General features: G+C 72.5%; 19 protein-coding genes. 13 read left to right on the forward strand and 6 right to left on the reverse strand.

Features of this window, described 5'->3' with window-relative positions:
- The 4 genes from ACFXI4_RS16605 to ACFXI4_RS16620 all read left to right on the forward strand — a co-directional run.
- Positions 1-891, forward strand: an 891-nt coding sequence (locus ACFXI4_RS16605) for a carbohydrate ABC transporter permease (protein WP_384991120.1), incomplete at its 5' end; no start/stop codon positions are given.
- Between the two features lie 50 nt (positions 892-941).
- Complete coding sequence (locus ACFXI4_RS16610) at positions 942-1,748, forward strand: carbohydrate ABC transporter permease (protein WP_362728280.1); 807 nt, start codon at positions 942-944, stop codon at positions 1,746-1,748.
- Positions 1,749-1,771: 23 nt separating this feature from the next.
- Positions 1,772-4,498 (forward strand): alpha-mannosidase, encoded by a 2,727-nt coding sequence (locus ACFXI4_RS16615; protein ID WP_384991122.1) that lies wholly within the window; start codon positions 1,772-1,774, stop codon positions 4,496-4,498.
- Positions 4,499-4,536: 38 nt separating this feature from the next.
- Entirely contained in the window at positions 4,537-7,521 is a 2,985-nt protein-coding gene (locus ACFXI4_RS16620) for a glycoside hydrolase family 2 TIM barrel-domain containing protein (RefSeq protein WP_384991124.1), read from the forward strand.
- 158 nt (positions 7,522-7,679) lie between these two features.
- Here the strand turns inward: ACFXI4_RS16620 and ACFXI4_RS16625 are convergent, their stop codons facing one another.
- Complete coding sequence (locus ACFXI4_RS16625; protein ID WP_384991127.1) at positions 7,680-8,852, reverse strand: serpin family protein; 1,173 nt, start codon at positions 8,850-8,852, stop codon at positions 7,680-7,682.
- 172 nt (positions 8,853-9,024) lie between these two features.
- Between ACFXI4_RS16625 and ACFXI4_RS16630 the strand changes: the two genes are divergently transcribed.
- The 6 genes from ACFXI4_RS16630 (at position 9,025) to ACFXI4_RS16655 (ending at position 15,592) form a co-directional block, all read left to right on the forward strand.
- Positions 9,025-10,242 carry a DUF4190 domain-containing protein gene (locus ACFXI4_RS16630; RefSeq protein ID WP_384991129.1) on the forward strand — a complete coding sequence of 406 codons (1,218 nt, stop codon included), beginning with the start codon at positions 9,025-9,027 and terminating at the stop codon, positions 10,240-10,242.
- A 147-nt stretch (positions 10,243-10,389) separates the two neighbouring features.
- Positions 10,390-11,142 (forward strand): GntR family transcriptional regulator, encoded by a 753-nt coding sequence (locus ACFXI4_RS16635; protein WP_384991131.1) that lies wholly within the window; start codon positions 10,390-10,392, stop codon positions 11,140-11,142.
- Positions 11,143-11,444: 302 nt separating this feature from the next.
- On the forward strand, positions 11,445-11,645 hold the full coding sequence (locus tag ACFXI4_RS16640; protein ID WP_362732701.1) for an SPOR domain-containing protein: 201 nt from the start codon (positions 11,445-11,447) through the stop codon (positions 11,643-11,645).
- A 29-nt stretch (positions 11,646-11,674) separates the two neighbouring features.
- The gene (locus ACFXI4_RS16645) at positions 11,675-12,094 is read left to right on the forward strand and encodes a (deoxy)nucleoside triphosphate pyrophosphohydrolase (protein ID WP_384991133.1); all 420 of its coding nucleotides are present in this window, start codon (positions 11,675-11,677) and stop codon (positions 12,092-12,094) included.
- 242 nt (positions 12,095-12,336) lie between these two features.
- Entirely contained in the window at positions 12,337-12,753 is a 417-nt protein-coding gene (locus ACFXI4_RS16650) for an ATP-binding protein (RefSeq protein ID WP_384991135.1), read from the forward strand.
- A gap of 250 nt (positions 12,754-13,003) precedes the next feature.
- Positions 13,004-15,592 (forward strand): SpoIIE family protein phosphatase, encoded by a 2,589-nt coding sequence (locus ACFXI4_RS16655; protein WP_362729375.1) that lies wholly within the window; start codon positions 13,004-13,006, stop codon positions 15,590-15,592.
- 121 nt (positions 15,593-15,713) lie between these two features.
- Here the strand turns inward: ACFXI4_RS16655 and ACFXI4_RS16660 are convergent, their stop codons facing one another.
- Positions 15,714-17,192: a hypothetical protein gene (locus ACFXI4_RS16660; RefSeq protein WP_384991138.1), complete on the reverse strand. Its 1,479-nt coding sequence runs from the start codon at positions 17,190-17,192 to the stop codon at positions 15,714-15,716.
- Between the two features lie 82 nt (positions 17,193-17,274).
- On the opposite strand from ACFXI4_RS16660, the gene ACFXI4_RS16665 reads away from it, so the two are divergent.
- The gene (locus ACFXI4_RS16665) at positions 17,275-18,357 is read left to right on the forward strand and encodes a hypothetical protein (protein ID WP_384991140.1); all 1,083 of its coding nucleotides are present in this window, start codon (positions 17,275-17,277) and stop codon (positions 18,355-18,357) included.
- Positions 18,354-19,343, forward strand: coding sequence for a phosphotransferase family protein (locus ACFXI4_RS16670; RefSeq protein WP_384991142.1), 990 nt, complete (start codon positions 18,354-18,356; stop codon positions 19,341-19,343). The genes ACFXI4_RS16665 and ACFXI4_RS16670 overlap by 4 nt, the downstream gene beginning before the upstream one ends.
- Here ACFXI4_RS16670 and ACFXI4_RS16675 read toward each other — a convergent pair.
- The 4 genes from ACFXI4_RS16675 to ACFXI4_RS16690 all read right to left on the reverse strand — a co-directional run bounded on the left by ACFXI4_RS16675 (position 19,318) and on the right by ACFXI4_RS16690 (position 23,218).
- Complete coding sequence (locus ACFXI4_RS16675) at positions 19,318-20,094, reverse strand: succinate dehydrogenase/fumarate reductase iron-sulfur subunit (RefSeq protein ID WP_384991145.1); 777 nt, start codon at positions 20,092-20,094, stop codon at positions 19,318-19,320. The genes ACFXI4_RS16670 and ACFXI4_RS16675 overlap by 26 nt on opposite strands.
- Positions 20,091-22,022 (reverse strand): fumarate reductase/succinate dehydrogenase flavoprotein subunit, encoded by a 1,932-nt coding sequence (locus ACFXI4_RS16680; RefSeq protein WP_362713007.1) that lies wholly within the window; start codon positions 22,020-22,022, stop codon positions 20,091-20,093. Before ACFXI4_RS16680 ends, ACFXI4_RS16675 begins: the two co-directional genes overlap by 4 nt.
- A 14-nt stretch (positions 22,023-22,036) precedes the next feature.
- Positions 22,037-22,858, reverse strand: a complete 822-nt coding sequence (locus ACFXI4_RS16685; RefSeq protein ID WP_362713008.1) for a hypothetical protein — start codon at positions 22,856-22,858, stop codon at positions 22,037-22,039.
- Between the two features lie 69 nt (positions 22,859-22,927).
- Positions 22,928-23,218: a hypothetical protein gene (locus ACFXI4_RS16690; RefSeq protein ID WP_384991149.1), complete on the reverse strand. Its 291-nt coding sequence runs from the start codon at positions 23,216-23,218 to the stop codon at positions 22,928-22,930.
- 380 nt (positions 23,219-23,598) lie between these two features.
- Here ACFXI4_RS16690 and ACFXI4_RS16695 point away from each other — a divergent pair, with 380 nt between their 5' ends.
- Entirely contained in the window at positions 23,599-25,779 is a 2,181-nt protein-coding gene (locus ACFXI4_RS16695; RefSeq protein ID WP_384991151.1) for an ABC transporter family substrate-binding protein, read from the forward strand.
- Positions 25,780-25,813 lie beyond the last annotated feature (34 nt).

The following is a 25,813-nucleotide window of genomic DNA, read 5'->3' on the forward strand; positions in this document are numbered from 1 at the left end:
CGTCTCGACGGCGGCGGCCCCCGGCCGGGCACCATCGCCGCCTTCGTCGCCCCGTTCTTCCTGCCGTTCCTGCTCTTCTACCTGGTGCCGGTCTGCTACGCGCTGTGGCAGAGCTTCCGCGTGGTGCGCCGCAGCGGCGGACAGTACGGCACCTCGTACACGACCTTCGGCGGCTTCGAGCAGTACGGCCAGGTGTTCCAGAACACCGAGTTCTGGTCCAGCATCGGCCGGATCGGCCTGTTCGGCATCGTGCAGGTGCCGGTCATGCTGTTCGTCGCGCTGATCATCGCGCTGCTCCTGGACACCCCGCTGCTCAGGGTCAAGGCGTTCTTCCGGATCACCGCGTTCATGCCGTACGCGGTGCCCGGGGTGATCGCCGCGATCATGTGGTCGTACCTCTACTCGCCGCAGCTCAGCCCCGTCGTCGACCTGCTGGACAGCGTCGGGCTGCACCCCGACTTCCTCGGCCCGGGTGCCGTGCTCTGGTCGGCCGCGAACGTCTCCACCTGGCTGTGGACCGGCTACAACATGCTGATCATGTTCTCGGCGCTCCAGTCGATCCCGCAGGAGCTCTACGAGGCCGCGAAGATCGACGGCGCCTCCAACTGGACGATCGCCTGGCGGGTCAAGGTACCGATCATCGCCCCGTCGATCGTCCTGACCACGGTGTTCTCGATCATCGGCACGCTGCAGCTGTACGCCGAGCCCGCCGTGCTGCGGCAGATCTCCTCGAACATCTCCAGCACGTTCACCCCGAACATGCTCGCCTACACGGTGGCCTCCGGGAACAACTACCAGCAGGCAGCCGCCATCTCCGTCGTCATCGCCGTCATCACCTTCGTCTTGAGCTTCGGGTTCATGCGACTGACCTCGAAGAAGGCCGGACTGTGAGCAACCACCCCACCGTGATCAAAGAGAGCCGCGTCAGCCGTACCGCGGCCATGGGCCTGATGCTGCTGCTGGCCGTCTACTTCCTGCTGCCGGTCTACTTCCTGGTCGTCGCGGCGACCAAGCCGCAGGGCGACCTCGCCACCACCAACGGGCTGGCGTTCTCGCACTTCGACCTCTTCGACAACCTGCACGTCCTGTTCACCCGCAGCGACGGCATCTTCGGCCGCTGGGCCCTGAACACCGTGATCTACGCGGTGCTGGGCGCGGCCGTCGGCACCCTGATCTCCGCGCTGTGCGGCTACGCCCTCGCCAAGTTCCGGTTCCGCGGCCGGGAGTTCCTGTTCTCCGTCATCCTCGGCGGAGTCCTGGTGCCCACCACCGCGCTCGCCCTGCCGCTGTTCCTGCTGTTCTCGGCGACCGGGCTGGTCAACACCTACTTCGCGGTGTTCCTGCCGAGCATCGTCAGCCCGTTCGGCGTCTACCTGGCGCGGATCTTCGCCAACGCGGCGGTCCCGCAGGAGCTGATCGAGTCGGCGCGGCTGGACGGGGCGGGCGAGTTCCGGACGTTCTTCTCGGTGGCGTTCCGGCTGATGACCCCGGCCCTGGTGACCATCTTCCTGTTCCAGTTCGTGGCCATCTGGAACAACTTCTTCCTGCCGATGGTGATGCTGCAGAAGGAGTCCCTGTTCCCGATCACGCTCGGCCTGTACGAGTGGAACGGCCAGACCGCCCGCGCCCCGGCGCTCCAGCAGTCCATCATCACCGGCTCACTGGTGTCGATCGTGCCCGTGATCATCGTGTTCATCCTGCTCCAGCGCTTCTGGCGGACCGGCCTCGCCGCCGGCTCCCTCAAGTGACCACCCGGAAGGTACCTCCCGTCATGCCCGACTCCGCCGTCTTCGTGCCCCACTTCCACTGGGACCGCGAGTGGTACGAGCCGTTCCAGGTGTTCCGGCACCGACTCGTCACCGCCCTCGACACCGTGCTCGCCACCGCCGACGCCGACCCGGACTTCCGGTTCACCGTCGACGGGCAGATGGCCGCGGTCGAGGACTACCTGGAGATGCGCCCGGAGAACCGCGACCGGGTCGCCGCCCTGGTCCGCGAGGGCCGGCTGGCCGTCGGGCCCTGGCTGATCCTGCTCGACGAGTTCCTCTGCACCGGCGAGACCATCGTCCGCAACCTCCAGATGGGCTGGGCGGCCGCGGAGCGGCTCGGCGGGGCCATGCCCATCGGCTACCTGCCCGACATGTTCGGCCACGTCGCGCAGATGCCGCAGATCCTGGCCCGCGCCGGCATCGAGCACGCGGCCCTGTGGCGCGGAGTGCCCGGCTCGGTCGACGGCCACGCCTTCCGCTGGCGCGCCCCCGACGGTTCCGAGGTCCGCACCGAGTTCCTCTTCGACGGGTACGACAACGGACTCGACGTCCTGCTGGTACCGGACCGGATCCGGCAGGCGCTCGCCGAGTACGCCGAGCAGACCGCCGGACGCTGGGGCGGCGACCCGCTCCTGGCCATGGCCGGCACCGACCACAACGCGCCCGACCCGAAGCTGGCGGACTGGCTGCGGCGGGCCTCCGGCGAGCAGCGGCCGATCACCGTCGCCACGCTCGACGAGTACCTCCGGGGGCACGTACGCGACGAGGTGACCGCCGTCGTCACCGGTGAGCTGCGCAGCCATGTCCGGGGCAACATCCTGCCGGGCGTGCTGTCCGTGCGGCTCGGGCTCAAGCAGCGGATGGCCCTCGCCGAGCGGACCGTCGACCACGCCGAGCGGATGAACGCCCTGTGGTCCCGGCGCGACGAGTCGCACTTCCTCGCCCTCGCCTGGCACAAGATCGTCGAGTCGACGGCCCACGACTCGGTGGTCGGCTCCGGCACCGACGAGACCTGCGACCAGGTCGCCGCCCGCCTCGCCGAGGCCGCGCAGACCGCCCGCGCGGTCCGGGACGCGGCCCTCGCCGAGCCCGCCGCCCTGGTCCCGAGCGACGGCCACCTGGTCGCCAACCCGCTGCCCGTGCCCCGTACCGCACTGGTCGAGGTGGACGTCGTCGCCGCCCCCGAGGGGCGCACGCTGGTCGCCACCACCGCCGACGGCTCCACGCACCCCGTCCAGCTGGTCTCCGAGGCACCCACCGTGCTCAGCGACGAGCGGCACGACGCCTCGCAGCTCGAACGCGTGCTGCGCCGCATCCACCGCCGGGAGCTGTTCGGCCTGCTCATCGACCACTACGAACTCACCCCGAACTCCCTGGTCTTCCACCTCGCCGAGGCGCCGGACGGACCCTTCGACCTGATGACCCTGCGCGGCGAGGTCGCCGCCGCCGCGGCCGCCCACCCGGGGGAGTGGCGGGTGCGCACCCTGGCCCAGGCCCGGGCCACCGCGGTGGTGGCCGTGCCCGTCCCCGCCGCCGGACTGGCCGCCTTCCGGGTCGAGCCGGCCGACCGCCCCACCGACCTGGCCGCGCGGCCGGTGACGGCGGCATCCGACCGCCTCGCCAACGGCCTGGTCGAGGTCACCGTGGCCGCCGACGGCACCCTGGAGGTGACCGGACGTGACGGCACCGTCCTGTCCGGGGTCGGCCGGCTGGTCGACGGCGGCGACCGGGGCGACAGCTACAACTACGCCCCGCCCGCCCACGACGTCCTCGTCTCCGAGCCGGCCCGGGTCGGCGTCGAACTCCTGGACCGGGGCCCGCTGCGGGCCAGGCTGCGGGTCACCCGCGTCTACGACTGGCCGGCCGCGCTCGCCACGGAGGACCGGGACCGGCGGGACGGCCGTACCGCCGCGACCCCCGTGGACATGGTGGTGGAGCTCCGCGCGGGGGAGCCGTTCGTCCGGATCTCCACCGCGTTCCTCAACCGGAGCGCCGACCACCGGCTGCGCTTCCACGTGCCGCTGCCCGAACCCGTCACGGCCTCCGCGTCGGCCGGGCAGTTCGCCGTCACCGAACGCGGACTGACCGCCGAGGGCGGCTGGGGCGAGTACCCCCTGCCGACCTTCCCGGCGAGCTCCTTCGTGTCGGCGGGGCCGGCCACCGTCCTGCTGGACCACTCCGCCGAGTACGAACTCGTCGACGGCGGCTCCGCCCTGGCCCTCACCCTGCTGCGCGCCATCGGCTCGATCAGTGTCAACCTGCACCCCCTGCGCGACGAACCCGCGGCGAGCGAGATCCCCGTCCCCGGCGCCCAGGACCTGGGCATGCGCATCGAGAACCGGTTCGCCGTGCTGCCCTCGGCGGGCGGCTGGCGGGACGCGGACGCGGTCGCGCTCGCCGAGGAGTTCAGGGCCGGCGTCCTGGTCACCCGCGGCACCGCGCCCGGCGGCGGCGGGCTGCCCCCCGACGCGACCGGCGTGCGGGTCGAGGGCCGGGACGTCCAGGTGTCCAGCATCCGCCGGGTCACCGACCCCGAGCACGGGCCCGGCACCGAGGTGCGGCTCGCCGCGCTGCGCGACACCGCGACGGAGGTCCGGGTGACCGGCGCCTTCACCGAAGCCGGGACCGTCGACCTGCTCGGCCGGCCGATCGCCGCGGAACCGGTGACGGAGGACGGGCTCACCCTCTCCCTCGGCCCCTGGGAGATCCGCACCGTCGTCCTCCGCTAGCGGCACAACACCCCCCTCATCCAGAAAGTTGTGAACTCTTGCCCTCCGAGCACTCCGCGTACGTATCGGACACCGCTCCCTGGCGTGGCGCCCTGCGCCCGGCCCGCTCGTGGCTGCACTCCGACGCCCCCGCCCTGTCGCTGAACGGAAACTGGCGCTTCAGGCTGTCGCCGACGGCGGCCGTCGCCGAGGAGTTCGCGGCCGAGGACTACGACGACCACGGCTGGGACGGCATCCCGGTGCCCGCGCACTGGGTGCTGGAGGGCGACGGCGCCTACGGCCGGCCGATCTACACCAACATCCAGTTCCCGTTCCCGATCGACCCGCCGCACGTGCCCGACGAGAACCCCACCGGCGACTACCGCCGCCACTTCGTCCTCCCCGAGGACTGGCCGGACGCCGAGCGGGTGCTGCTGCGCTTCGACGGTGTGGAGTCGCTGTTCAAGGTGTGGGTGAACGGCGTCGAGATCGGCAGCGCGAGCGGCAGCCGGCTCGCCCACGAGTTCGACGTGACCTCCGCGGTCCGCCCCGGTGACAACGTCGTCGCCGTCCGGGTGCACCAGTGGTCGGCCGCCAGCTACCTGGAGGACCAGGACCAGTGGTGGCTGCCCGGCATCTTCCGGGACGTCACCCTGCTCGCCCGCCCCGTCGGCGGCGTCGAGGACGTCTGGCTGCGCCCCGGCTACGCCGGCGGACACGGCCGGATCGACCCCGAGATCACCGCCGGCGCCGGCGCGTTCCCCGTCACCCTGCGTATCCCCGAACTGGGCGTCGAGCGGGTCTGGCAGACGCCGGCCGACGTGACGCCCCTCGACGTCCCGGGCGTGGAGCCGTGGTCGGCCGAGGAACCCCGGCTGTACGACGTCACCGTGGCGTCGGCCGCCGAGACCATAGCCCTGCGGGTGGGTTTCCGTACCGTCGAGATCCGTGGTGACCGTTTCCTGGTCAACGGCCGCCGGGTGGTCTTCCACGGCATGAACCGGCACGAGGCGCACCCCGAGCGCGGCCGGGTCTTCGACGAGGCGCACGCCCGCGAGGACCTGGCGCGGATGAAGCGGTTCAACGTGAACGCCATCCGCACCAGCCACTACCCGCCGCACCCCCGGCTGCTCGACCTCGCCGACGAACTCGGCTTCTGGGTCGTCCTCGAGTGCGACCTGGAGACCCACGGATTCGACAACGTGGGCTGGCACGGGAACCCGACCGACGACCCGGCCTGGCGCGCGGCCTGCCTCGACCGCATCGAGCGCACCGTCGAGCGCGACAAGAACCACCCCGGCGTCGTCATGTGGTCGCTCGGCAACGAGGCCGGGACCGGCGCCAACCTCGCCGCCATGTCGGCCTGGGTGCACGCCCGCGACCCCGAGCGTCCCGTGCACTACGAGGGCGACTACACCGGCGAGTACACCGACGTCTACTCGCGGATGTACGCGACCGTCCCCGAGACCGAGCAGATCGGCACGGACGGCTCCCGCGCCCCGCTGCTCGGCTGCACCCCCGCGCAGGGCGCCCGGCAGCGCACCAGGCCGTTCCTGCTGTGCGAGTACGCCCACGCGATGGGCAACGGACCCGGCGCCCTCGACCAGTACGAGGAACTGGTCCACCGGCACCCGCGGCTGCACGGCGGCTTCGTCTGGGAGTGGCGCGACCACGGCATCCTGGCCAGGACCCCGGACGGGACGCCCTACTACGCCTACGGCGGCGACTTCGGGGAGGTCGTGCACGACGGCAACTTCGTCATGGACGGCATGGTGCTGAGCGACGACGTGCCGACCCCCGGCCTCCACGAGTTCAAGGCGGTCGTGCAGCCGGTCCGCTTCGCCGTCGACGGCGACCGGCTCACGGTCACCAACCTGCGGCACTCCGCCGACACCTCCGACCTGCTCTTCCGCTGGCGGGCCGAGCACGACGGCGTCCTCGTGGCGTCCGGGGACCTGAAGGTCGCGCCGGTGGCCGCGGGCGAGTCGGGGCGGGTGCCGCTGCCGGCGGTCCCGGTGGCGCCGGACGCCGAGACCTGGCTGACGGTCGAGGCGGTGCTGGCCGCGGAGACCTCCTGGGCGCCCGCGGGACACGAGGTGGCCACCGCCCAGCTGGACCGCTCGGTACGGCGGCCGGTGCCCGCCGTCCGGCGCCGGACCGGCTGGCGGCCGGACGAGGGCACACTCACCCTCGGCATCGCCGAGTTCACCGGCGGTTCCCTCACCCGCCTCGGCGGACGCGCCGTCACCGGGCCGCGGCTGGAGCTGTTCCGGGCGCCGACCGACAACGACGAGGGCACCTCCGACCGGCTGGAGGGCAGCGACGACGCCCTGCCCGAGGTGTCCAGCGCCGAGCTGTGGCGCCGCGCCGGACTCGACCGGCTGACGACACGGCGGACCGGCGTGGCACGGACCGATGAGGCCCTGCGTACCGTCGACCGGGTCTCCGCCGCGCACTCCGCGCTGTCGGTGACCGTGGAGTCGGTCTGGACGGTCGAGGACGGCGAACTGGAACTGCGCGTGGAGATCGAGCCCTCGCGGGGCTGGACGACGGTCTGGCCGCGGATCGGGGTGAGCTTCGAACTGCCGGACGGAACGGCCCCGGTGGACGGCGCCGACTGGTTCGGCCTGGGCCCGCACGAGTCCTACCCGGACAGCCTCCGCGCGGCCCGCACCGGCCGCTTCTCCGCCGCCGTCGCGGACCTCGCGGCCGGATACGCCCGCCCCCAGGAGACCGGCCACCGCTCCGGGCTCCGCCGCCTCACCCTGACCAGCGCCGACACCGCGGTACTGCACCTCACGGCGCTCCCCGACACCCGGGGACGGCGCCCCGGCTTCACCCTGGCCCGGCACACCCCCCAGCAGCTCGCCCGGGCCGCCCACCCCTTCGAACTCCCGGAGTCCACCACCAGCCACCTGATCATCGACGCGGCCCAGCACGGTCTCGGCTCCCGGGCCTGCGGACCGGACGTGTGGCCCGAGTTCGCCCTGCGCCCGGAGGCCCGCACGATCAGGCTGCGCATCACCGAGGGGGTACGCGGGTGAGGTGAACCCGAACCGGAGACCGGGCGCCCGCCGAGGCCGCACCCGCCGCGGACGACACCGCGGTGGGCGTGACCCGGTGCCCCGGGCCACCGCAGGACCCGGCCGCGCCCGCCCGGGGCGGCACCCGCGAGGACCCGCCACGGTTGCGGAGCCGGCGCTCAGCCCGCCGCAGTCGGATCCGTCACCCAGCCCGCCGCCAGGATCAGGCGGCTGTCGCGGTGCACGGCCAGGAAGCCGAACGGGCGGTCGAAGGTGGCCCGCACGACCGTCGACTCGTGCCGGTGCCGCGGCGGGCCGCCGCCCGGCGCCGCGAGGACGGCCGTCACCGCCGCGGCCCGGAACCCCAGCGGCCCGAACTCGGCGACGGCGGACTGCCCGGCCGCCCCGATGGCCAGCGGCGCGGCGCTGATCCCGGGGAAGTGCCCCTCGCGGGCGTCGGCGGCCGTGGAGAGCCCGAACAGGCCGTGCAGTTGCAGGAGATCGTGGTCCGCGCGCACCTGGAAGCCGACGGTCGTCACATCCAGCCGTACCGGGTCGGGGGTGGCCGACGGCAGCCGCTCCACGGCCACCCCGGGTCCCGCCGGACCGTAGGGGAGCCGGCCGCCGGTCGTCACCGGCAGGGTGCGTTCCAGGACGCCTATGCCGGTGTGCAGCACCTGGCCGGGCGCCATCCCCTCCTCGCCGAGCAGCAGATGCACGTCCAGGGCGTTGCCGCCCGGCACCTTCAGCGTCGTGACGCGGCCGTCCGGGCCCGCGGCCACCCCGATCCGGTCCGGCCGTACGCTGCTGCGCCGCAGGCCGGCCAGAGTGCGGTCCCGCCAGGGGCCCGAGCCGGGCCGCAGCACGGTCTCCAGGAACGGCTGCCGCCACTCCGTGTGCAGGGCCAGCGCGGTCGCGAGCACCATCCGGGCGCTCTCGGCCAGCTTGACCGGCATCCGCTCGACCAGCCCCTCGGTGCGCTCGGCCGCCCATGCGTCCAGCGCCTCCTGGGAGGCCGCGGGGTCGGCGGCCAGCACCCCGTGCGCGTCGGCGGGCAGCCCCGCCGCCCACCGCCCGTCCAGTTCCAGCGCACGGTCGGTCCACAGTCCGAGGGCCGCCCCGACACCGTGCATCGAGGCGAGCCCGCCGAGTAACTCCCGCGCACCGGCCGCCGCATGGTCGGCTTGCAGCCCCAGGGCACGGGTCAGTTCGTCCCGGGCGGGGCCCGCGGCGCCTTCGGCCAGGAAGGCCAGCAGCGGCCAGACACCGGCGGCCGAGAAGACCGTGCCCTGTCTGGTCCGCTGCGCCCATGCCGCGGTGAGCGCGTTGACGGCGCTGACGGTCTCGTTCATTCGTCGTCCCCCAAGGAGTACTCGGCCGGTCGAAGCGGGCGCCGACCCGGACGGTGGCGCGCACGGCCCTCATTCCGCCCCCGTTGACGGCGCGCTTACGATGCGCGCAGTCGTACATCAGTTCAGCCGTGCGTTTCACGCGGCCAGACGCCCCCTCAGGAGCACGGTACCGGTGTCCATACCTCCGCCTCCCGGCCCCCAGCAGCCACAAGGGCCCTACCAGCCGCCCCGGACGGGCCCGCCGCAGTACCCGCAGTACCCGCAGGGTCCGTACGGACAGCAGCCGCCGTACCCCTCGCCGTACCAGCCCTGGGGTCAGGGCTACAGCCCCTACGTCGTGCCCGCGCCGGTCAACGGCCTGGCCATCGCCTCCCTCGTGCTCGGACTGCTGTGCTGTCTGCCGGGGGTGGGGCTGGTGCTGGGACTGGTCGCGCTGAGCCAGATCCGCAGGCGCGGTGAGCGCGGCAGGGCGATGGCGGTCGTCGGCTCGGTGTTCTCCGGAATCGGGCTGGCCGTGTGGGTGCTGCTGCTGGCCACCGGCGGCGCCGGCGACTTCTGGGAGGGCGTCAAGGAGGGCGCGAGCGAGAGCTCCAGCCTCTCGCTGTCCACCGGCGACTGCTTCGACACCCCCGACGGCTCCCTGAACGGCGACCTCGTCACCGACGTCACGCACGTCGGCTGTGACGACGCCCACGACGGCGAGGTCTTCGCCACCTACGACCTCAAGGGCGCCGACTACCCGGGTGACGACGCGTCCGGCGAGACGGCGGACCGCCGCTGCTACGCCCTGGAGGACACCTACGCCTTCGACCTCTGGCTGGTCCCCGACGACGTCGCCGTGTACTACTTCACGCCCAGCGAGGACAGTTGGGCCGCGGGGGACCGCAGCGTGGTCTGCGCCTTCGGCAGTGCCACGGAGGGGGAGAAGCTCACCAGTTCCTACCGCGACGACGCCGGCTCCTACAGTCCCGAACAGGTCGCCTACCTCAAGGCCGCGCACGTCCTGAACGCCGCCCTGGACTCCGCGCCGGACGCCGAGTACGTCGAGGACGACCTGCCGGGGAACAAGGCGTGGGCGGGCCGGGTGGCCACGGCGCTCGGCAAGCAGTCGGCGATGCTGCGCTCGTACGAGTGGACCGCCGCCACCGGGCGGCCGGTCCGCGCCCTCGCCGCCGACCTCGACAAGGCGCGCGTCGAGTGGGCCAAGGCGGCGAAGGCGGCGGACGTCGACACCTTCTACGCGCACTATGACAAGGGGTACAAGCTGATCGACCCGCACCGCGCGGTGACCGTACGCGATGCTCTGGGCCTCTTCGCCACCCCGCCCGCGTACGGCGACGGAGGCGGCGAGTCCGGCAGTGGAGGAAGTGGCTCCGGCATGCAGGTGTGACCGCGGCCATAGCGGGGAGAAAGTGCCTGCGTAAAGCGTTCCCCGGCCGTATGTCATCACATCGAGTGATTCTCTGGCCTTTGCTTGCGTGGCGGAACCCACGGTTGCCAGGCTGTTGCTGTCTGTACAACCTGATGGGAGCGGCCAGTGACTTTCGGTGAGCAGCCGGCGTATCTGCGTGTCGCGGGTGATCTCCGTAAGAAGATCGTCGACGGTTCGCTGCCACCGCACACCCGGCTCCCCTCCCAGGCCCGCATCCGCGAGGAGTACGGCGTCTCCGACACCGTCGCCCTGGAGGCCCGCAAGGTGCTGATGGCCGAGGGGCTGGTCGAGGGCCGCTCCGGCTCCGGGACCTACGTGCGGGAGCGGCCGGTCCCCCGCCGGGTGGCCCGCTCCGGGTTCCGGCCGGTCGGCGGCGCCACCCCGTTCCGGCAGGAGCAGTCCGAGGCGGCCGCGCGCGGCACCTGGGAGTCCAGCAGTGAGCAGGCCGTGGCCGGCGCCGTGATCGCCGACCGGCTCGGCATCCAGGCCGGGGACCGGGTGATGCGCACCCGGTACCTGTTCCGGGACGCGGGCGAGCCGATGATGCTCTCCACCTCCTGGGAGCCCCTCGCGGTCACCGGCCGCACCCCCGTGATGCTGCCCGAGGAGGGGCCCCTGGGAGGCATGGGCGTCGTCGAGCGGATGCGGGCCATCGACGTCATCGTGGACAACGTCACCGAGGAGGTCGGCGCCCGCCCCGGCCTCGCCGAGGAACTGCTCACCCTGGGCGGTGTCCCCGGCCATGTGGTCCTGGTGATCCAGCGGACGTACTACGCCTCCGGCCGCCCGGTGGAGACGGCTGACGTCGTCATCCCGGCCGACCGGTACCGTGCCGCGTACCACCTGCCCGTGAAGTAGCGCACACCCTTGCGATAGTTGACGTCTTCACCGTCTCTGTCGGGATCTCGGACCGGCCGTTGCGATCCGGCCGTTCTCCCAGGTGGTCCGGGCTGTCCGCGGCATGCCTCCGACGGGAAGTGCCCGCTGTGCGCACGGCGCATTCGTCATCGTGCGCCCCCACCGTTCTGGCTGGTTGCGTACCTCTTTGTGAAAAGCCGTATTCGCTGCGTAAAGGTTAGGCGTACGCTCGGGCATATGCGGAGTGCGGTTTCCTTAGCGGGGCGGGGACGGGCGGGAGCCGGGAGAGACGGAGGGGTGCGATGACGGAAGGCACGGTCTCTCTCCCCTGGCTCGTCATACGGCAGGACGACAACGGCAATCGCTACCGCGTCGGCCGGTACGCGACCCGGGCCGAGGCGCAGAAGATCGCCGACAGTCTCGACGACCGCGGACACAAGCAGCTCTACTGGGTCGAGCGCATCGGCTTCGGCAACGGCAGCGGGGACGGCACGCGCAACTGACCCCGCACCGCCTCCCGTAGGCTCCGGCCATGAGCGAACGGATCGTGGTGGTCGGGGCCGCCCTGCTCGACGCCGGCCGCCTCCTCGCGGCCCGCCGCAGCGCACCCCCGGAGCTGGCCGGCCGCTGGGAACTGCCCGGTGGCAAGGTCGAGCCCGGCGAGACCCCCGAACAGGCCCTGGCGCGCGAACTGCACGAGGAGTTGGGCGTGCGGGCGCAGGTGCTGGCGCGGGTGCCCGGCGAGTGGCCGCTGCGGGAGCCGTACGCCCTCCAGGTGTGGACCGCCCGCCTGCGCCCCGCCTCCGCCGCCCCCGCGCCCCTCCAGGACCACGACGAACTGCGCTGGCTGGCCCCGGACGAACTCTGGTCCGTGGACTGGCTGGACCAGGACGTCCCGGCGGTGCGCGAGGTGGCCGACCGGTTGAGTACGGGGCGAAGCCCCGAGGCATAGGGGCGCGGGGCCGTACGGGACGTGCGGCTGCCGCCGCGCGGGCGCGACCGGCGACGGCGCGGTCGCAGCCGCCCGGCACCGGCACCCCCTGCGCCCGGGCGGCGCTCGGCCACCCCGGCGTAAGCCGTTCGTCCCACAGTGCGCCCTTCCGTGCGGTACTGCCCCCCAGTAATCGGGTATGTGCCAATTAACCCCATGAAACCGGACAGAGCCGGGCTCGTAACCGGGGAAGCGACTGGGAAGTGATCGGTGTGATCGACACCGAAGGTGACACCGTCGAGTGGACCTTTCCCGCGGAACCGGGCGCCGTGCGCACCGCCCGGACCGCGGTCCGTGACCAACTGACCGGCTGGGGCCTCGGCACCCTCGCCGACATCACCGCACTGCTGGTCAGCGAGTTGGTGACCAACTCGCTGAGGCACGCCACCGGCCCCATCGGTGTCCGCCTGGTACGCCCCGCCGACCTCGGCCGTACCCTCCGGGTGGAGGTCTCCGACCCGCTCCCGGACCCGCCCCGCGAACGCGCCGCCAGCCCCGACGACGAGAGCGGCCGCGGCCTCCAGCTGGTCGCCGGTTCCTCGTGGAAGTGGGGGACCCGGCCCGGCGACACCGGCAAGACGGTCTGGTTCGAGCTCGCGGTGCCCGACCTGGCGGGGTGAACGGGGTGTACACGCAGTGCTACGCCGTCCACTCTCGGGAGTGGCCGGGGAATGGGCACCGGAGTGGGTGGTTCGAGGGCGTGTTCCCTGGTTAGAAGACTGGAAGTGTTGTCACGGCCCGGTCCGGAAACAGTCGGGACCGTGCTGTGATCGTGAACACCGTGTCAGGCGGCGCCGTAGTGCTGGATACTGCGGGCAGCCGCCCCCGGTGACCGGTGCCGGGTGCGGTGAGCTGGAGGGGACGGTTCGCGTGAGCGAGATACCAGCTAAGGCCACGGAGTCCGAGGACCCGTCGGACGGCGTGAGGGCGGGGACCGCGGAGACAGCCGCGGCCCCCGGCGACGCCATGTGGCAGAGCAGCCCACCCGGCTCGATCTACGACTACATCAAGGTCGCCTCGTTCTCCATCGGCGCCGGCGGCCTGGTCGACCAGTGGAGCCTGCGCGCCGAGCAGATCTTCGGCATCCCGGCGGAGCGGGCCGTCGGCATGGATCCCATCGAGGCGTTCGTCGACGCGGACCTGCGCGAGCACGGCCAGCGGAAGATGGCCGAGATCCTGGACGGGCGGGAGTGGACCGGCGTGGTCCCCTTCCGGATGCCCGACACGGCGGACGGCGAGCGCGGCGAGGAGGGCCTCGCCGAGGTCTACGTCATGCCCACCCGCACCGCCGAGGGCGAGAACGCGGCCGTGTGCATCGTGGTCGACGTCCGCACCCTACGCAGCATCGAGACCGACCTGGCCGCCTCGCAGTCGATATTCGGTCAATCTCCTTTCGGTTTCCTGCTGATCGACCCCGACCTGCGGATCCGCCGCGCCAACGTACGGTTCTCCTCCGTCTTCGGCGGCAGCCCGGACGACCACCGCGGCAAGGGCGTCCACGACTATCTGCCGCGCTCGGAGGCCGAGCGGGTCGCGGCCACCCTGCGGCGGGTCCTGGAGACCGGCAACTCCATCACGGACATGCACGTCACGGGGTTCGTGCCGGGCTCCGAGGAGCGCCGGCACTGGTCCATCAACCTCTACCGGGTGCACAGCGGCACCGGCCGCCCCATCGGTATCGCCTGGCTCGGACTGGACATCACCGCCCGCCGCGCCGCCGCCCGCGAGGCCGCCGCGGCCCGGCGGAATCTCGCCCTCCTCAACGAGGCCGGCGCCCGGATCGGCAACTCCCTCGACCTGGAGACCACCGCCCGCGAACTCCTCGACGTGGTCGTGCCCGGCTTCTGCGACCTCGCCACCGTCGACCTCTACCAGGGCCTGCTGGCGGGCGACGAGCGGCCGCCGGGGCTCTCCGACGGCAGCGCGGAGCTGCGCCGGGTCGCGTTCGCCAGCGCGGTCTCCGACGCGCCCTTCGTGGGCGGCGGTGCCCCGGTCGCCGTCGGCGCGGTTCACCACTACCCGTTCAACTCGCCCTGCGCGGACGCCCTGCGCACCGCCCGCCCGCAGCATGTGCCGGCCGAGGAGGGCGGCCTCGTCCAGTCCACCCTCGCCGTCCCGATGGTCGCCCACGACACGGTCGTCGGCCTCGCCCAGTTCGCCCGCACCAAGGGCAGTGAGCCGTTCGGCGACCGCGACCGCGACCTGGCCGTCGAGCTGGCCGCCCGGGCCGCCGTCTGCATCGACAACGCGCGCCTGTACCGCCGTGAGCACGAACGCGCGTTGATACTGCAACGGTCCCTGCTCCCGCCCGGCGACCCGGAGGCCTCCGGACTGGACATCGCGTGCCGCTACCTGCCGGGCAACGCGGCGACCGAGGTCGGCGGCGACTGGTTCGACGTCATCGAACTCCCCGGCCACCGCACGGCGCTGGTGGTCGGTGACGTGATGGGCCGAGGACTGCGCGCGGCCGTCGCGATGGGCGAACTGCGCACGGCGGTCCGCACCCTGGCCCTGCTCGACCTCGAACCCGCCGAGGTCCTCTCGGCGCTGGACGAGATCGCCCGCGGCCTCGGCACTCCCGGCGGGGTCCAGCAGGCCACCCGGACGGCCCGCCAGCCCCGCGACGCCGACCTCTCCGAGGTCTACCTGGCGACCTGCGTGTACGCCGTCTACGACTCCGTCACCAGGCGCTGCACCTTCGCCAACGCCGGCCATCTGCCGCCGGTGCTGGTGGAACCGGGCGAGGACGCGCTGATGCTCGACGTGCCGCCCGGCATGCCGCTGGGCGTCGGCGGCGAGCCCTTCGAGGAGGTCGAGGTCGAACTCCCCGAGGGCGCGCTGCTCGCGCTCTACACGGACGGTCTCGTCGAGTCCCGCGACCATCCCCTGGACGAGGGCCTCCAGGCGTTCGTCGGAGCCCTCACCGACCCCTCCCAGCCCCTCGAGGACGTCTGCGACCACGTCCTGAACACCCTCGACACGCACCACGGCGAGGACGACATCGCGTTGCTGATGGCACGTGTACAAGGGCTGCCGGCCGAGTCGGTCGGCGACTGGACGCTGCCGCGCGAGCCGCGCAGTGTGGGCCGGGCCCGTGAGTACGCGCGCGGCCAGCTGCTCAGCTGGGACCTGGAGCCGCTGGTCGACACGGCGGAGCTGCTGGTCAGCGAGCTGGTCACCAACGCGCTGCGGTACGGCGAGGGGGAGATACGGCTACGGCTGCTGCTGGACCGGACGCTGGTGTGCGAGGTGTGGGACTCCGGCCTGGTCCAGCCGCGGCGGCGGCGCGCCCGCGACACCGACGAGGGCGGGCGGGGGCTTCAGCTGGTCGGACTGCTCTCCGCGGCGTGGGGCTCACGGCGCACTCCGCGCGGCAAGACCGTGTGGTTCGAACTGCCCCTCCCGGACGGCGAAACAGGCCTCACCGACCCGGCGGAGGCATTGCTCAGCCTGTTCTGACAGAGGTGGCGCGGACCGGTTCACGGGTGCGGCGCCGTCGATCCTCGCGCAGCCCCGCGCCCTTCAGGGGCGCGGGGAACCGCGCGAACGACCCCCACCGGCCCGCAGTCGCTGCGGCCGGTCAGCGCAGTCGTGCTCGCGTCTGCGGGCCGCCGAACGTCACCACCGGCCCCCCGTCCGCCTCCTCGCCCAGCAGCACGCCCCCCAGCACCGCACCCGCGAGGCCGCTCTCATGGGCCGCCTCTCCCGCGTACGGGTTGCCATGGGCGCGTACGTCCCGCCCCGCCAGCTCCCGGGCCCGCCGCGCCAGCCGGTCCGCGTCCCCGGCAGCCGCCCGCCGCGCCTCCGCCAGCAGCGCCCGCGCCTCCGCCCCCACCGCCCGCCGGTGCACCTCCACGAAGTCGTCCGCCGCCCCCAGCGCGCTCCGCGCCACCAGCTCCGCTCCGGCGGAGATCACCCCGGAGCGCCCGCCCCCGGCGCCCTCCACCGCCCGTACGACCCGGCGCAGCGCGTCCAGCGGATCGTACGGGCCCCCGGTCAGCTCCTCACGCACCGCGGCCAGCACGGTGTCGGCGTGGGCCAGACGGGACGGCGAGGCGGCTTCCCGGACGCCTGCCAGTTCCTTCTCCGCCCCGGTGAGCGCGGCCGGCACCAGGCCCGCCGCCGTCCGCAGTTCCGCCGCGAGCCCGGCCACCCCGCCCAGCAGCACCCCGGCCTGGGCCACCGCCCCCTCGGCGGCGCACACCCCACGGCGCATCCCGTCGCCGTCGCCCGAGTCGGCGTCCCGGCGGGCCTGGTTGAGCCGTCCGGTCGCGAACACCAGCCGGTCCTTGGCCTGTTCGACGTACCCCAGCACGGCGGCGACGGCCCCGCTCCCGTAGTGCTCGCCGGCCTCCGTCAGCGCACCCGCCACCTTGCCCGTGCGCGCGGCCAGTTCCCGGAACCGTCCCTCGGCCACCGCCAGTGCGTCCCCCGCATCCCACTCGGCGTCGAATCCCTCCGCCGCCGCGTCCAGTCGCCGCCCCGCCTCCGCACACCGTCCGACCACTCCGGCCAACGCCTGCCGCCGGCCCCTGTCGTCCCCGGGTATCCCCTCCTCGTACCGCCGCCATATCGCGAACGCGGCCGACAGCTCGGTCTCGGCCGTCCGCAGGGCCTCCGCGGCAGGATCGCCGCCGTCGACGTACCCGAGCGCCTGGCGGCTGGTGCGGACGCAGTCGTCGGCCAGGACCAGGGCGGCCCGCGCCTGACGCTCGACGTCCACCGGCGACGGAACCGGCGGGGCGGTGGAGACGATCCCCGGGGTGGTGCGCGAACGGGCCCGCCGCACCCGCCGTACGTACCCGTAGCCGCCCAGCGCGCCGGCGGCCGCCACCGCGACCAGCGGCATGACGTAATCGGCGGTGGACGCCCCGTCAGCCCGCGCCGTGGCGACCGGTTCGCGTGCCGCCGCGGGAACCGGATCTTGAGCGGTGGTCGTCATCACCGGCAACACCAGCCAGGCCGCTCCGGTCACGCCGCCCAGCACGGCATGCCCCACCCGCACACCTATGCGGGCGGTGGCGTGCCTCGGACGGCCCCGGATCAAGGATGACGTCACATTTCGGAGCGTATGGGCAGCAAGTCGGCTTCGCGACCGGGGTGGGGACGGGCGGGCGTCGACGAGAAGAGGGGTACGGGCGATGGCAGCGGAATCCGAACCGGCGGGGACGGGCGAGGCCGAGGGCGCGGGCGCGCCGGAGGCGCCGGGGGTCCGCAGGAGAGCCGCCCGGATCCGCTGGGCCAGGCGGGTCGGGCTCGCCGCCGTCCTGCTCCTGGTCCTCCCGCTCCTCATCGCCGAGACCGCCCTCCGCATCAACTTCACCGGCGACCCGGAGCCCGGCACCCGCACCCGGGACAGGGACGCCATCTGGCTCGGGCACGCCTGGGTCGACGGCCGTAGGACCGACGCCGACGTCACCGCCCTCGCCGCCCGGCTCGCGGACACCGGCATACGCGACCTCTACGTCCATGCCGGGCCGCTGGAACACAACGGCACGCTGCCCAGAACGGACTACCCCAAGGCCCGTTGGCTGATAACGGCCGTGCATCGAAAACTTCCCGGCGTCCGCGTTCAGGCCTGGCTCGGGGACGAGGTCGCGCCCGAGAAGCCGTACGCCATGCATCTGGAGAACGCGCGGACGCGTGCCGCCGTCGTCGCCTCCACCCGCCAGGTGATCGCCGCCGGCTTCGACGGGGTCCACTTCGACCTGGAGCCCCTGCGCTCCGGCGACCGCGACTACCTGGCCCTCCTGGACGCGTTGCGGCCGGTGACCCCGCTGCTGTCCGTCGCCGCACACCAGATCGATCCGCTCCCCGCCTTTCACTCCTTCTGGGGTACCGTCACCGGCCATCCCAAATGGTGGTCACAGGAGTATTTCGGGCAAGTCGCCCGCCGGGTGGACCAGATCGCGGTGATGTCGTACGACACCATGCAGCCCCTGCAGAGCCTGTACGGCGGGTACGTCGCGCAGCAGACCAGCCTTGCGCTGGAGGTCACACCGGCGGACACCGACCTCCTGATGGGCCTGCCCTTCTACCACGAGAACCGCTTCGGCCACTGGGCGCACGCGGAGACCGTGCCGGCGGCCGTGCGAGGGGTTCGGCTGGGACTGTCCCGCACGGACGCGGATCGCGCTAACTTCGGCGTCGCCCTGTACGTCGACTTCGCCGCCACCGAGGATGACTGGACCTCTTATCGGAAGGACTGGGTTCGTACGTCATGACAACCGCTCGTGCCCACCTCACCCGTGACGACCTCGCTCCGCTCGCCCGCGCGGCCCTCGGCCGTGCCCCCGCCACCGTCACCCGGCTGCGCGGTGGCTCCAAGAAAGGCGTCTACCGGCTTGCCCTCGACAACGGCAGGACCGCGATCGCCTACGTCTGGTCCCCGGAGGAGGACTACTGGGGCCCGGCCGACACCGACATCCGCGACCCCTTCGCCCACGCCTCCGGGCTGGGTCTCTTCCTGTCGGCCCACGACCGGCTGACCGAGCTGGGTGTGCGCACCCCGCGTCTGCTCTTCGCCGACGAGGAGGCCGAGTACCTGCCCGTCTTCGCGGCGGTCGTCGAGGACGTCCGTGGCGGCAGCCTGGAGATGCTGCTGCGCAGCGACCCCGGCGCGGCCCGGGTGCCGCTGGCCCGGCTGGCCGGCACGCTCGGCGTGCTCCGGGAGTGCACCGCCCCCGGATACGGCAAGGCCGCCCTGGTCGAGGAGGGCGCCAAGCCGCTCGGCACCTCCTGCGAGCAGGTCGTCGCGGACCGTGCCGTGCGCGACATCGTGGAGCTCGCCGAGCGGGACCCCCGGGTACGGGAGGTCCGCCAGGCGCTGTCGGAGCGGGTCCGGGAGCTGTACGACGCGGTCGAGCCGCGCGAGAGCGCCTCCCTCGTGCACGGCGAACTCGGCCCGGACCACGTCCTGGTGACCGACGAGGGCGATCCCGCGCTCATCGACATCGAGGGCCTGATGTACTTCGACGCCGAGTGGGAGCACGTCTTCCTGCGGCTGCGCTTCGGGCCCGCCTACGACGTGCTGCGCACCGCCGACCTCGACGAGGACCGGATGGAGCTGTACCGGCTGGCGATGCACCTCAACCTGGTCGCCGGGCCGCTCAGGCTGCTGGACGGCGACTTCCCGGACCGTGAACCGATGCGGGACATCGCCGAGTCCAGCCTCCGGCAGGTGCTCAGCCTCCTGCGGGGCGCCTCCTGATCTTCGAGCCGAGCCAGACCAGCGGGTCGTACTTGCGGTCGACGGCCCGCTCCTTCAGGGGGATCAGCGCGTTGTCGGTGATGTGGATGCCCTCGGGGCACACCTCCGTGCAGCACTTGGTGATGTTGCAGTAGCCGAGACCGTGTTCGTCCTGGGCCGTGCGCTTGCGGTCCAGGCCGGACGCCTCGGCCGCGTCCAGCGGGTGCATGTCCAGCTCGGCGACCCGCATCAGGAAACGCGGCCCGGCGAAGGCCGTCTTGTTCTCCTCGTGGTCGCGGACGACATGGCAGGTGTCCTGGCACAGGAAGCACTCGATGCACTTGCGGAACTCCTGCGACCGGTCCACGTCCTCCTGGAACATCCGGTACTCGCCGGGGCCCACTCCGGCGGGCGGCACGAACGACGGGACCTCCCTGGCCTTCTGGTAGTTGAAGCCGACGTCCGTGACCAGGTCGCGGATCACCGGGAAGGCGCGCAGCGGGGTGACCGTGAGGGTCTCGTCCGGTTCGAAGACGGACATCCGGGTCATGCACATCAGGCGCGGCCGGCCGTTGATCTCCGCCGAGCACGAACCGCACTTGCCCGCCTTGCAGTTCCAGCGGACGGCCAGGTCGGGGGCCTGGGTGGCCTGGATGCGGTGGATGATGTCCAGGACCACCTCGCCCTCGTTCACCTCGACCTCGAAGTCCTCCAGGCCGCCGCCCTCGACGTCGCCCCGCCACACCCGGAAGTGGGCCGTGTAGCCGCTCATTCGTACAGCTCCTCTTCGGCGAGGTACTTGACCAGCTCCTCCTTCTCGAAGAGGGCGAGCAGGTCGGCGCGGATGGGTTCGGTGGTCTCGCGGACGAGGTCGATCTGGCCGCGCACCGGGTCGGTGGCCGCGAGCCCGCCCGTGGGGTCGGCCGGCCGGCAGAGCAGGTTGATCCGGCGCCAGGCGCGGTCCATCGTCGGATGGTCCTCGCGGGTGTGGCCGCCGCGTGACTCGGTGCGCTCCAGGGCCGCCCGGGCCACGCACTCGCTGACCAGCAGCATGTTCCTGAGGTCCAGAGCCAGGTGCCAGCCCGGGTTGAACTGGCGGTGCCCCTCCACCCCGGCCCGGCGGGCCCGGACCCGCAGCGCGGCGAGCCGCTCCAGGGCCTGCTCCATCTCGCCCTCCCGGCGGATGATGCCGACCAGGTCGTTCATGGACTGCTGGAGCTCCTGGTGGAGCGTGTAGGGGTTCTCCGGCGGCCCGGAGTCCGGTTCCTGGCTCTCGGCCGAGAAGGGCCGCAGCGCCTCGGCCGCCGCCGCGTCGATCTGTTCGTCGTCCACGTCCGGCCGGGCGCCGAGGCCCGCCGTGTAGTCGGCCGCGTGCCAGCCCGCCCGGCGCCCGAACACCAGCAGGTCGGACAGCGAGTTGCCGCCGAGCCGGTTGGAGCCGTGCATCCCGCCGGCCACCTCACCGGCCGCGAACAGCCCCGGCACCCCTCGGGCCGCCGCCGTGTCGGAGTCCACCGCGACCCCGCCCATCACGTAGTGGCAGGTGGGCCCGACCTCCATCGCCTCCGCGGTGATGTCGACGTCCGCCAGCTCCTTGAACTGGTGGTACATGGAGGGCAGCCGGCGCCGGATCACCTCGGCCGGCATCCGTGTCGACACGTCCAGGAAGACCCCGCCGTGCGGGGAGCCGCGGCCCGCCTTCACCTCGGAGTTGATGGCCCGGGCGACCTCGTCGCGGGGGAGCAGTTCGGGCGGGCGCCGGTTGTGGTCCGGGTCCTCGTACCAGCGGTCGCCCTCCTCCTCGGACTCGGCGTACTTCTCCTTGAAGACGTCCGGGACGTAGTCGAACATGAACCGCTTGCCCTCGGAGTTGCGCAGCACCCCACCGTCGCCGCGCACCGACTCCGTGACCAGGATCCCCTTCACCGACGGCGGCCAGACCATGCCCGTCGGATGGAACTGCACGAACTCCATGTTGAGCAGGGGCGCCCCCGCCAGCAGGGCGAGCGCGTGCCCGTCGCCGGTGTACTCCCACGAGTTCGACGTCACCTTGAAGGACTTGCCGATGCCGCCGGTCGCGACCACGACGGCGGGCGCCTCGAGGACGAAGAACCGGCCGGACTCCCGCTCGTACGCGAAGACGCCGCTGACCCGTGAGCCGTCCTTGAGGATCCTGGTGACCGTGCACTCCTGGAAGACCTTGAGCCGGGACTCGTAGTCGCCGGTCTCCTTCCTGTCCTCCTGCTGGAGCGAGACGATCTTCTGCTGGAGGGTCCGGATCAGTTCGAGTCCGGTGCGGTCCCCGACATGCGCCAGGCGCGGGTACTCGTGGCCGCCGAAGTTGCGCTGGGAGATCCTCCCGTCCTTCGTACGGTCGAACAGGGCGCCCCACGTCTCCAGCTCCCAGACCCGGTCCGGGGCCTCCTTGGCGTGCAGCTCGGCCATCCGCCACTGGTTGAGGAACTTGCCGCCGCGCAGGGTGTCCCGGAAGTGGACCTGCCAGTTGTCGTGCTCGTTGGCGTTGGCCATGGCCGCGGCGATGCCGCCCTCGGCCATCACCGTGTGCGCCTTGCCGAACAGCGACTTGCAGATCACCGCCGTACGGGCGCCCCGCTCGCGCGCCTCGATCGCGGCGCGCAGCCCGGCGCCGCCGGCGCCGACGACCACGACGTCCCACTGCTGCCGCTCCACCGATGTCATCACATGCCCCAGTCCTAGAAGAGTCGCGGGTCGTCGAAGACACCGGACGCGAGCAGGTAGACGTAGAAGTCGGCGAGCGCCACGCTCACCAACGACGCCCAGGCGAGCTGCATGTGCCGGGCGTTGAGCCGGCCGACGAACTGCCACGCCCGGTAGCGCACGGGGTGTTGGGAGAAGTGCTTGAGCTTGCCGCCCACGATGTGCCGGCAGGAGTGGCAGGACAGGGTGTACGCCCAGATCAGCACGATGTTGGCCAGGAAGACCAGGGTGCCGAGGCCCATGTGGCCCCAGTTCTCGTGGGTGTCCCGGAAGGACAGCACCGTGTCGTAGGTCAGCACGCAGGCGACCAGCAGGGCGAAGTAGAAGAAGTACCGGTGGAGGTTCTGCAGGATCAGCGGGAAGCGGGTCTCACCGGAGTACTTCGCGTGCGGTTCGGCCACCGCGCAGGCGGGCGGGGACGCCCAGAAACTGCGGTAGTACGCCTTGCGGTAGTAGTAGCAGGTCAGGCGGAAGCCCAGCGGGAAGATCAGGATGATGATCGCCGGGGAGATCGCCCACCAGCCGCCGAAGAGGTCCGCGTTGGGGCCCGAGGGCATGGTCCTGCAGTTCTCGGCCAGACACGGCGAGTAGAACGGCGAGACGTACGGCGCCGAGTAGTAGTCCGCGTTGGCGAAGGCCCGCCAGGTCGAGTAGACGACGAACGCGAACAGACCGGCCGCGGTGACGGCGGGCGCCAGCCACCAGCGGTCGGTCCGCAGGTGCGGGGCGGAGATCGCGGCGCGCGTACGGGTGCGTACGCCGCCGCTGTTCTGATGTGGTTCCGTACCAGTGGCCAATGGATGACTCCGGTCGGTTCGGGGGCGGGCCTGCGGGCGGCACGCCTGTCGGCGGTGCCGTCACGCCTCTCAGGGGGCGTGCCGGTCGCGGGCGCCGAGACCCTCGTCGTCCGTGTCCGTCCACAGGTTGATGTCGTAGGGGGCGTCGGAGATGGTGACGAGTTCGGGTCGCTTGCTCGGGGCGCCGGCGCTGGCCGTCTCCCGCAGCAGTGCCACGCTCTCGCGCAGGTGATCGGCGTCGGCACGGACGCGGCGCATCTCCAGCCCGCCGCGCCCGAGCTGCTGCTCCAGGCGGCCGACGGACCGGTTCAGATCGTCCAGACAGCGCTGTACTGATGTCAGGTCGTCGTGCACGGACATGACGTGACCTCACTTCCGCGGACTTCGGTGTCCAAGGCGGCGACGTTCATGCGCCTGCGAGTGTTGCGCGTCACACCTGCTGGTGTGAAGGCGTGTGCAGCGATTGGCGGATTGCACACCTGGGTCGCGCGCCCGCACGCGCTCTGTGTGCGCCGGGGGCGGGCGCCGGGGCGGGTGTGGATCCCCGCTCGCCGCCCCGGGCGGGCGTTGCGCCGCACGGGTGGCCTTTGACGCCCCCCGCCGCCGTGTCGGCCCCGGCCGGTGGACCCCGTCCATTTCAGTGGGGTCCGTACTTGTGGCGTAGATGTGATCAACTCCAAAATACCCCCAAATGTGAACAGACCACACCCGTGTCACCGGGCCTCCCGGAGGTAGCAGAGATGTCTCACCACGGCGTCGGACCCAGGCCTGGCCGCAGTGCGGTCATGCGTTCCGTCACGTTCCTGACCGCGGGCGCGCTCGCGGTGCCCTTCCTCACGGGCTGCGGCTCCGACGACGAGGGGAGCAAGCCGCTCGCCGGACAGGACATCGCGGCGGTCGCCCGTGACGCGGTCGCCGAGGGCGGCACCCTGAAGTGGGCCGTGGACGCCGTACCGGAGACGCTCAACACCTTCCAGGCCGACGCCGACGCCGGCACCACCCGGGTCGCCCAGGCCGTGCTGCCGTCGATGTTCACCATCGACGCCACCGGCCGTCCGGTCCGCGACCCCGACTACCTGGAGTCCGCGAAGGTCATCGAGACCGAGCCGCGCCAGGTGGTCCTCTACAAGCTCAACCAGCAGGCCGTCTGGAGCGACGGCCGGGAGATCGGCGCCGCCGACTTCGCCGCCCAGTGGCGTGCCCTGTCCGGCAAGGACTCCGCCTACTGGACCGCCCGCAACGCCGGATACGACCGCATCGGCAAGATCGAGCGCGGCGCCAACGACCTGGAGGTCCGGGTCACCTTCGAGCGGCCCTACGCCGACTGGAGGTCGCTGTTCTCGCCGCTGTACCCCAAGGAGGTCATGGGCACCCCGGACGCCTTCAACGACGGCGCCCGCCGGAAGCTCACGGTCACCGCGGGTCCCTTCAAGGTGGACAAGGTCGACACCGCCAGGAAGGACGTGGTCCTCACCCGCAACCCCCGCTGGTGGGGCCGCCCGGCCAAGCTCGACGAGATCGACCTGCACGCCGTGGGCCGGGACCAGCGGGCCGCCTCGCTCGCCGCCGGGACGGTCGACGTCGCCGACATCGACGCCGCCGAGGCCCAGCGGATCGCCCTCGCCGGACGGGACAAGGGCAGCGGCACGCCGTTGCAGGGTGCCGGGAAGACCTCCGCGAAGAAGCTCCGCTCCTGGGCACTCGCCCTCGGCATGGACCAGGACCGGCTGCCCAAGGGGCCCAAGAAGCTCCGCCAGACCATCTCGAAGTGGCTCGAGCAGCAGCAGGAGCTGCGTGACGTCGACGTCCGCAAGTCCCTGGAACCCGCCTATACGCAGCTCGCCCTGAACGGCTCCGCGGGCCCGCTGGCCGACGAGCGGGTGCGCCGGGCCGTCGCCCGCGCCCTCGACCGCAAGACCCTCGCCAAGCTGGTGCTGACCCCGCTGGGGCTGCCCGCGGTGCCGGTCGGCAGCCACCTCGCCCTGTCCGGGCAGGCCGCCTACGCCGACAGCAGCGGGACGATCGGCGGCCTCGACACCCATGAGGCGCAGGCGCTGCTCGCCGACGCGGGATGGGTGGCCGGAGGGCCGATCAAGGCCGGGGAGAAGGCGGCCGGCGCGCAGACCGGCAAGGGCGACAAATCCGATAAGGGTGACAAGGGCGACAAGGGCGACGACTCGGGCGGAGGCGGGAGCGACGGGCAGTACATCGTCGGGGAGGACGACAAGAGCCCCGACACCCCGGACGACAAGGGCACCCGCGACCACCAGAGGGACCACGCCCACGGGGCGCCCGGGGCGTACGCCCCGAAGGGCACCGCCGCACCCAGGGGAGCGCAGGCCGCGGCCGCGCCCCTGGCCAAGGACGGCAAGGCGCTGAGCCTGCGGTTCGTGCTGCCGTCGGGGCCGGGCTCGGACACGCTCCAGGACGTCGCAGAGCGGATCCGGCAGATGCTGGCGACGGTCGGGATCCAGACGGAGATCATCAAGGTCTCCGACGAGAGCTACTTCAAGGACCACATCGCCTCCGGTCAGTACGACCTCGCCCTGTACTCGTGGCCCTCGTCCGCGTTCCCGGCGACCGACGCACGGCCGATCTACGCGAAGCCGGTACCGGCCGCGGACGGGTCGCTGAACGTCGGGCAGAACTACACGCGGGTGGGCACCGACCAGGTGGACCAGCTCTTCGACCAGGCGCTCGGGGCGCTGGACGAGGACGAGGCGGACGGACTGCTGCGGAAGGCCGACTCGCGGATCTGGGCGTCGGCGGGCTCGCTGCCGCTGTACCAGCGGCCCCAGATCGTGGGGGCCCGCAAGGACCTGGTGAACGTCGGTGCGTTCGGCTTCCAGACGCCGGTCTACCAGGACATGGGCTTCCTGAAGAAGGGGGCGAAGGTGTCGGCGAGCCCGGCCAGGGGATAGCCGGACCGGACGGGTGGCCGGGTGGTGGTGGACG

Origin of the sequence: Streptomyces sp. NPDC059224 (genome assembly GCF_042754285.1) — a bacterium.
GTDB lineage: Bacteria > Actinomycetota > Actinomycetes > Streptomycetales > Streptomycetaceae > Streptomyces.